General features: G+C 42.7%; 7 protein-coding genes. 6 read left to right on the top strand and 1 reads right to left on the bottom strand.

Annotated features, from left to right (window positions below; genetic code table 11):
- The first annotated feature begins 432 nt into the window (after nucleotides 1–432).
- The 5 genes from QUB70_RS30975 (at nucleotide 433) to QUB70_RS30995 (ending at nucleotide 4,559) form a co-directional block, all read left to right on the top strand.
- Entirely contained in the window at nucleotides 433–2,142 is a 1,710-nt protein-coding gene (locus QUB70_RS30975) for a DEAD/DEAH box helicase (protein ID WP_332985579.1), read from the top strand.
- Nucleotides 2,143–2,161: 19 nt separating this feature from the next.
- Nucleotides 2,162–3,202: a hypothetical protein gene (locus QUB70_RS30980; protein WP_332985580.1), complete on the top strand. Its 1,041-nt coding sequence runs from the start codon at nucleotides 2,162–2,164 to the stop codon at nucleotides 3,200–3,202.
- 214 nt (nucleotides 3,203–3,416) lie between these two features.
- A complete protein-coding gene (locus QUB70_RS30985) occupies nucleotides 3,417–3,719 on the top strand; it encodes a transposase family protein (protein ID WP_332985581.1) in 303 nt (100 codons plus the stop codon).
- A complete protein-coding gene (locus tag QUB70_RS30990; RefSeq protein WP_332985582.1) occupies nucleotides 3,697–4,167 on the top strand; it encodes an ISAs1 family transposase in 471 nt (156 codons plus the stop codon). Before QUB70_RS30985 ends, QUB70_RS30990 begins: the two co-directional genes overlap by 23 nt.
- Nucleotides 4,168–4,196: 29 nt before the next feature.
- Nucleotides 4,197–4,559 carry an ISAs1 family transposase gene (locus tag QUB70_RS30995; RefSeq protein WP_332985583.1) on the top strand — a complete coding sequence of 121 codons (363 nt, stop codon included), beginning with the start codon at nucleotides 4,197–4,199 and terminating at the stop codon, nucleotides 4,557–4,559.
- A gap of 299 nt (nucleotides 4,560–4,858) precedes the next feature.
- On the opposite strand, the gene QUB70_RS31000 is transcribed toward QUB70_RS30995, so the two are convergent.
- A complete protein-coding gene (locus tag QUB70_RS31000) occupies nucleotides 4,859–5,605 on the bottom strand; it encodes a Uma2 family endonuclease (protein ID WP_332985584.1) in 747 nt (248 codons plus the stop codon).
- Nucleotides 5,606–5,828: 223 nt separating this feature from the next.
- Between QUB70_RS31000 and prfB the strand changes: the two genes are divergently transcribed.
- A protein-coding gene (gene prfB, locus QUB70_RS31005; protein ID WP_332985585.1) for a peptide chain release factor 2 occupies nucleotides 5,829–6,939 on the top strand; the annotation gives its coding sequence in 2 pieces (ribosomal slippage) (nucleotides 5,829–5,900 and nucleotides 5,902–6,939; 1,110 coding nt in all).
- The last annotated feature ends 170 nt before the right edge of the window (nucleotides 6,940–7,109 follow it).

Genomic DNA, 7,109 nt, shown 5'->3' on the forward strand with positions numbered 1-7,109 from the left:
ATTTTTCCCTCAATTTGAGTACAACTTTCAACCTTCACTCCAGGCAAGTCTAATATATAGTCCAAATAAAAGTCCATAACAGTAAATGTATTGTTTGTTACATTATACACCATAAAGTTAGGAGAGCCAACTTAGCGCTGAACTTAAACCTTGAAAAAATAGTCCAGCATATAGCCAGTAAGGGTTTCGGAGACTCGACTAGATCTAAAACTGTCCGAAGTATTGCTTATGGGACAAGGATTATGTCTCACCACTACTTCCGTATCACTACCAAGCATCATAACTTGGCTGTACAATAAAGGGTTCTAGCCGTGGGTCGCCCGTATTCTTAGCCTCAAACGCTAAGGATAATGACTACACTTATTACCTAGCAAAGCTTTTAGGCTAGCGGACAGGTCTGTTTAGCAGACCAAGTAAGGAAAAACTATAAATATGGAAAAAAACTATACATTTCAATTCAATCCTTCCACTGCCTTAGAAGCCCTGAAAGCTGGTAAATACGACCCGCTTAACTTCTACGAAGCGCGTTTAGACCTGTTTAACCTCTCGGTAATGGCAGACTATGACCAACTCATTTGCCTACCCACATTAACTGCTATCGACAAATACTGGTATCAGATTGAAACAGCCCGAAAAGTCCTCAGACAAATGGGTGGACGGGCATTACTAGCGGATGAAGTCGGATTGGGTAAAACCATTGAAGCGGGACTAATCATCGCCGAATACTTAGCCAGGGGGATGGTAAAGTCCATCCTAGTGTTAACTCCGGCATCCCTAGTTTCCCAGTGGCAATCAGAGTTAAGTGACAAATTTAATATCGCTAGTATCACCACAGATAACCGCGATCCGCAACAACCGATAGACGAATTTTGGACAAATAATCCGCGAATTATCGCTTCATTAAACACGGCTAAGTCTGCTAAACATTATCTTCACGTCACCAGTCGCACTTGGGATTTGGTTGTTGTCGATGAGGCACACCATCTGAAAAATCGCAGTACCCTCAACTGGAAACTGGTCAACGCCCTCAATAAGCGGTTTATCCTCATGCTCACGGCTACGCCAGTGCAGAACTCCCTTGTGGAACTGTTTAATCTGCTAACCCTCCTCAAACCGGGACTGCTACAAACAGAAGCCGCTTTTAAAAAAGAATACGTCGATTCTAGGAATGGACGAGTCCCTAAAAATCCCGAAAAGTTACGCTCTCTGATGCGGGAAGTTATGGTACGAAATACCCGCGCCCTAGTAGATGTCAAACTGCCCAAACGCTTCGCCACCACAATTACCGTTACACCGTCGGCAGGCGAGGAGAAACTTTACCAAGACTTGAGCGAGTACCTGCGTTCTTCAGAGGACAAACTAGACAGACTCTCCCGTACCAATTTGCTAATGCGTGCTGGTTCATCCCCTGGTGCTTTGGCTGACTCTCTCAAGCAACTGACTCTTCGCTTACCCGATGAAGAACTGAAGTCTTTAGCAAGACGAGCAGCCCAGGTGAAGCAGGTCGAGAAAGCAAAAACCTTAGTAGAGATGCTCTCCAAATCTCGCCAGAAAACCTTAGTTTTCACAACCCATAAAGCAACTAGCACCTATTTGGCTAAAATACTGCAAGCGGCAAATATTCCCTTTGCAGAATTTACTGGCGGAATGTCCCTTAAACAAAAAGATGAGGCTATAGCCGCATTTCGAGATAATGTTTCTGTACTGCTGGCATCGGAAACAGGGGGAGAGGGACGTAACATCCAGTTTGCGAACGCGATCGTTAATTATGACCTGCCCTGGAACCCAATGAAAATTGAACAGCGCATTGGTCGTATCCACCGCATCGGACAAACCCAGGATGTTTTTATTTTTAACTTCTGTCTCAAAGGCAGTATCGAAGAGTATATTCTGCGGATACTGCACGACAAAATTAATATGTTTGAACTGGTAGTCGGAGAGATTGAAACAATTTTAGGCAATGTGGATGATGAATTTGACTTTAGTGAAGTTGTCATGGATATCTGGCTCAAGCATCAAGTTAAACCCGAATTAGATCGAGCCTTTGAGCAATTGGCAGATAATTTGTTGAAAGCTCAAAAACAATATGAGCAAATTCAAGAACTGGATGAACAGATTTTTGGCGAAGATTTTGAAGCTTGAAAAATAGATTTGATTAAATATGTTATCAGACCCAATAATTACTACTTTAGAAAAAATTGTAGCTCTCCATGACGGAATAGCTGAACCGACTGGGGAACACGTTTTAAATGCGCTGTTAAATGAAAACATAGCCTCGTTACTTTCTCTCCCAGAAGAAGTAACTTTTACAACTATCGCTGATGTACCTCAAAGTGTTTTTGTTACTTATCATTCAGAAGTTTTAAATAAATTATCTGAACTATTAGCTGTTAAAGGGCAGATTAGTGCCTTGGGTGTAAAATTTGATGGCTATCTAAAAACTACGGGCTTTGACAAAATCATCCCAGAGAGATTCAAACCTCAAAATGGGTTAATTCGTTTTGTAGATGCTAAACCATCAACCACTCGCTACATTTTATGTAATGTGGCTTACACAGCGAATGCCGAAGAAAAAAGGATTGGTCTAGTTTCGTTTATTATCAATGAAATAACAGGAGTAACACCAGTAGAAATTGGGGATGCTTTATTTTGGGAGTCTGACAGAATGGATGTGGATAATCAAGAAACACCATTATCTATTCCTTTTGATGAGTTGTTGAAGTTAATCGAACATCAAAGTGGAATATTGATTGGAAAATCTTTAGATAATTGGCAGGCTAAATTAACAAGAGCAAGAGCTAGGGATGAAGAAAGACTCAAGGATTATTACAACACGATTAGCTCTGGAATTCGCCACAAGATTGAGTTAAAAAATTTGATTGGTGATGAATTAGACAAAGAATTAGCTCGAATTGAAGCTACTGATAGAGAGCTAGAGAGAAAATTGTTAGATATCCAAGAGCGTTATGCAATGAGTGTAGAAGCTTGGTTGCACAGTGCAATGATTATCCATCTACCTACAGTACATATTCAATGTGAGTTGCAAAGAAAGAAAACGAAACGGACTGTAACAGTAGTTTGGAATCCGTTCACTAAAATTATTGAACCTCTTTGCTGTGAATTATCAGGAGAACCTGTTTACGATTTCTATTTAGACGATCTATCAGCTAAAATTATCTCCCCGACAGTTTGGACTAGATAAGCGCGAAGCTTTTGGCATCACCGTACAAAAAACCTTATCTGTAGTGACTGCAATCATAAGTAGGTTAGTGCCCTGAAGGAAAGGATCGGAGAACAAAACCGCATTCAAATTAAAACAGCAGGGCGAACGCATCTAAATTTTAGATTAGCAGAATATGGTATATTGGAGAATAATTATTGAGTACCTCCGAAACATTTAAGCAGAGTTCGTTCTTATGAAACTCAAACCTAAAATTACCATTGCTGACCACTTTGGAGACCTAGAAGACCCAAGAATCGAGCGAACGAAACGCCATCAATTAATTGATATTATTACTATCTCAATTTGTGCTGTGATTTGTGGTGCTGACACATGGGTGGATATCGAAAGTTACGGTCGCTCTAAATACGAATGGTTAAAAAAATTTTTAGAATTACCGAATGGTATACCTTCACACGACACAATTGCGCTCCTTCTTTTATCGCCTCAATCCGGAGCAGTTTCAGAAATGTTTTTTGAATTGGATTCAATCTATTAGTTGCTTTAAGCCAGGAGAAGTAATTGCAATTGATGGCAAAAGTCTTCGCCATTCTTACGATCGAGGAGGAGATAAAAAAGCCATTCATATGGTCAGTGCTTGGGCAACCAGTCAAAGATTGGTTTTAGGACAAGTTAAAGTTGACAAAAAGTGGAATGAAATCACAGCTATTCCAGCTTTACTAAAAGTATTAGAATTAAATGGAAGCATTGTCACCATTGATGCCCTGGGCTGTCAGAGGTCAATTGTGAAGTCAATTGTCGAACAAGGAGGAGACTACGTAATCACCTTGAACAATAACCAGTCATCTCTGTATGCAAGAGTAAAAGAGTTGTTTGAACAAGCAATGAGAAAGAAATATTCTGGCTTTACACATACAACTTATTCGACCAAGAAAGAGAGTAATCATGGTCGCTCAGAAATCCGACATCACAACCATGTTAAGTGATATAAAAGAGTTAGTTGACCCGACAATAAGTGGGAGAAACTTCACAGTATCGGCATGAGAGAATCCGTCCGAATAGTGAAGGAAAAACAACTATTGAAACTCGCTATTACATTAGTAGCTTAGAAAACAATGCTCAAAAATTTGGCGAATCAGTCCGAAGCCATTGGGGGATTGAAAATTCTTTACATTGGGTATTAGATGTGGGTTTCCGTGAAGATGATTGTCGGATCAGAAAAGATAATGCTCCACAAAATTTTGCTATCCTTAGACACATATCGCTCAATCTTTTGACAACAGAAAAGACTTCAAAAACCGGAGTAAAGAATAAGCGACTTCGAGCCGGGTGGGATGATGACTATTTGACTAAAATTCTCGCTGCTTCAGTTACCTAAATTCTTGTAAACAACTCATTACTAACTATTATACAACTGCTAAACAGTAGTCGTAAGATTTTTATTGTCTCAAAAATGGCCGCAAGTAAAAATCATCATTAATCAGTTTCTCTTTTCTTGCGAAAGTCATTATAAAGTGTGTCTATAGCTTCTAACAATGGTGAATTCATCTTAAAATATAGTCACTACTGATGAACAGTGTTCAATAAGATGCGTTCCCCCTGGTCTATTAGTCATTAGTCATTAGTTATTAGTCATCAGTCACAAGGAAGAATGCGGTCAAGCGATCGAATTTCATGTCACGATTCAGGCAGGTTATCGGGATCGATCCCTTGCGATCGCAAATACTCAGCTAGGCGATCGGCTCGTTGTTGTTGAACCTCAGCTCGCTGTCGTTCTACCCTCAACTCCTCGCGCATCTGCCCCGCCACTGCATCCGGCAGGGGATAGACATTTCCCGACTCGTCGTACCAAACCAGAATTTCTTGCTCGATGCCCCCAATAAGTTGCCCAGAGCGCCCCATGCCCAGTCCCACTTCTGGCATCCAATAGGGTTCGCCAATCTGCTGGCGATACTGCCCGTCAATCAGCTTGTAGGCTTCAAACGGTTGATGCCGATCGCGCCGCCAAAATTCGGGGTTGTAAATAATGTAGTACAAAACCCCTAACCCGGCATAAATCGACATCTTCTCGTCGTACTCCCCGCCGGGTTTGTGAGACACCATTTCCAATGCTACGATCGGCACAACCTCGTTTTCTTCCCAGACAGCATAGCTGCGGCGAGATTTACCCCCTTTTCGGCGCTCCACCCCCAAACTGAGAAACCCGTCGGGGACGACAGGCACTTTGGGACTGATTCCCGTCGTGTGATACACCGCCATATCCACCCCAAAGTACCAATCCATGCGATCGGACCAAATACCGGTCAGGACAAACAACAATAGGTTGGGTAGCAGATTCTGGTCTTCGTTATCCACAGGCGTATCGTCCGAACAAGGCAGGTCTTCGGTGGACGGCAAGCTTAATTTTAGTTCTGGGGAAATCATGGCAGTTAACTTCTATCGAGATCGTTAACCTGATTTTAGATTCTAGCAACTTTTTGGGAATTTTGATTTTTTAAGGCGGTAAAGTTTTGAACTCAACGGCTTTGCAGTATATCTAAGCAGGAAGGTACAACACGGATTTGGACACGGATACACGGATTAATTGCTGAAATGTCGAAATTTCAGCTAAACTCAAAAATACACCCCACAACCAAGAGGACTAACAGTGGAAGTTCTAGACATCAAACACAATATCGAAACATTGTCCGATCGACTGGGTACAACCCAGGACTATCTTTGACATCCCCGCACTTACAGCCAAAATTCAAGACTTAGAGCAAATCTGCGCCCAACCAGCATTTTGGGACGACCAAGATAGAGCTCAAGAAACCCTTCAAGAACTGAATGACTTCAAATCGCATTTAGACCAGTATCGCGGCTGGCAAACGAGCTTGGAAGATGCTAAAGCTATTCTAGAACTGCTGGAGTTAGAAGCCGACGAGTCCCTGTTCCAAGAAGCCTCATCAAGTCTTTCTCAGTTAACCCGCGAACTCGACCTGTGGGAACTGCAACAATTACTATCGGGGCCCTACGATGAAGGCGGCGCTGTTTTGACAATTAACGCCGGGGCCGGCGGCACAGATGCTCAAGATTGGGCCGAAATGCTGCTGCGGATGTACACCCGCTGGGGGGAAAGTCAAGGTTACAAAGTACATTTAATGGAGATTTCTGAGGGAGAGGAAGCAGGTGTTAAATCGGCTTCTTTGGAAATTGTCGGCCGTTACGCTTACGGTTATATGCGATCGGAAAAAGGCACTCACCGTTTGGTCAGAATTTCGCCTTTTAATGCTAACGACAAGCGTCAAACCAGTTTTGCAGGCGTTGAAGTGATGCCAATTCTCGATCGATCCGTACAGTTGGACATTCCAGAAAAAGATTTGGAAGTCACTACTTCCCGCGCTGGCGGCAAGGGCGGGCAAAATGTTAACAAGGTGGAAACCGCAGTCCGCATCGTTCACCTTCCTACTGGTTTAGCCGTCCGCTGTACAGAGGAACGCAGTCAGTTGCAAAACAAGGAAAAAGCTTTGGCATTACTCAAGGCTAGGCTGTTGGTGATTGCGAAAGAACAGCGGGCTTCGGAAATTGCCGAGATTCGCGGCGACATGGTGGAGGCGGCTTGGGGCCAGCAAATTCGCAATTATGTTTTTCACCCCTATCAAATGGTCAAGGATTTGCGTACTGGAGTGGAAACAACCGCCATCGCAGATGTAATGAACGGCGAATTAGACCCGTTTATTCAGGCTTACCTGCGGCAGGAAAATCAGTTGGTCAGTTGACAGTTGACAGTTGACAGTTGACTGTTGACTGTTGTCAGTTGTCAGTTGTCAGTTGTCAATGAGGACTTCAGTCCGCAAAAAAGAAGAGACCTTTTGCAAAAATAGCTGGGACGGGCAAGATGCCCATCCCACAAAAAGTTTTTTCTCTTGTGGGATGGGCATCTTGCCCG

Origin of the sequence: Microcoleus sp. A003_D6, assembly GCF_036702825.1 — a bacterium.
Taxonomy (GTDB): domain Bacteria; phylum Cyanobacteriota; class Cyanobacteriia; order Cyanobacteriales; family Microcoleaceae; genus Microcoleus.

Coding starts and splice junctions, on each gene's coding strand:
- QUB70_RS31000 (WP_332985584.1), bottom strand. CDS start 5,605: ATGATTTCCCCAGAACTAAAATTAAGCTTGCCGTCCACCGAAGACCTG.
- QUB70_RS30985 (WP_332985581.1), top strand. CDS start 3,417: ATGAAACTCAAACCTAAAATTACCATTGCTGACCACTTTGGAGACCTA.
- QUB70_RS30980 (WP_332985580.1), top strand. CDS start 2,162: ATGTTATCAGACCCAATAATTACTACTTTAGAAAAAATTGTAGCTCTC.
- QUB70_RS30975 (WP_332985579.1), top strand. CDS start 433: ATGGAAAAAAACTATACATTTCAATTCAATCCTTCCACTGCCTTAGAA.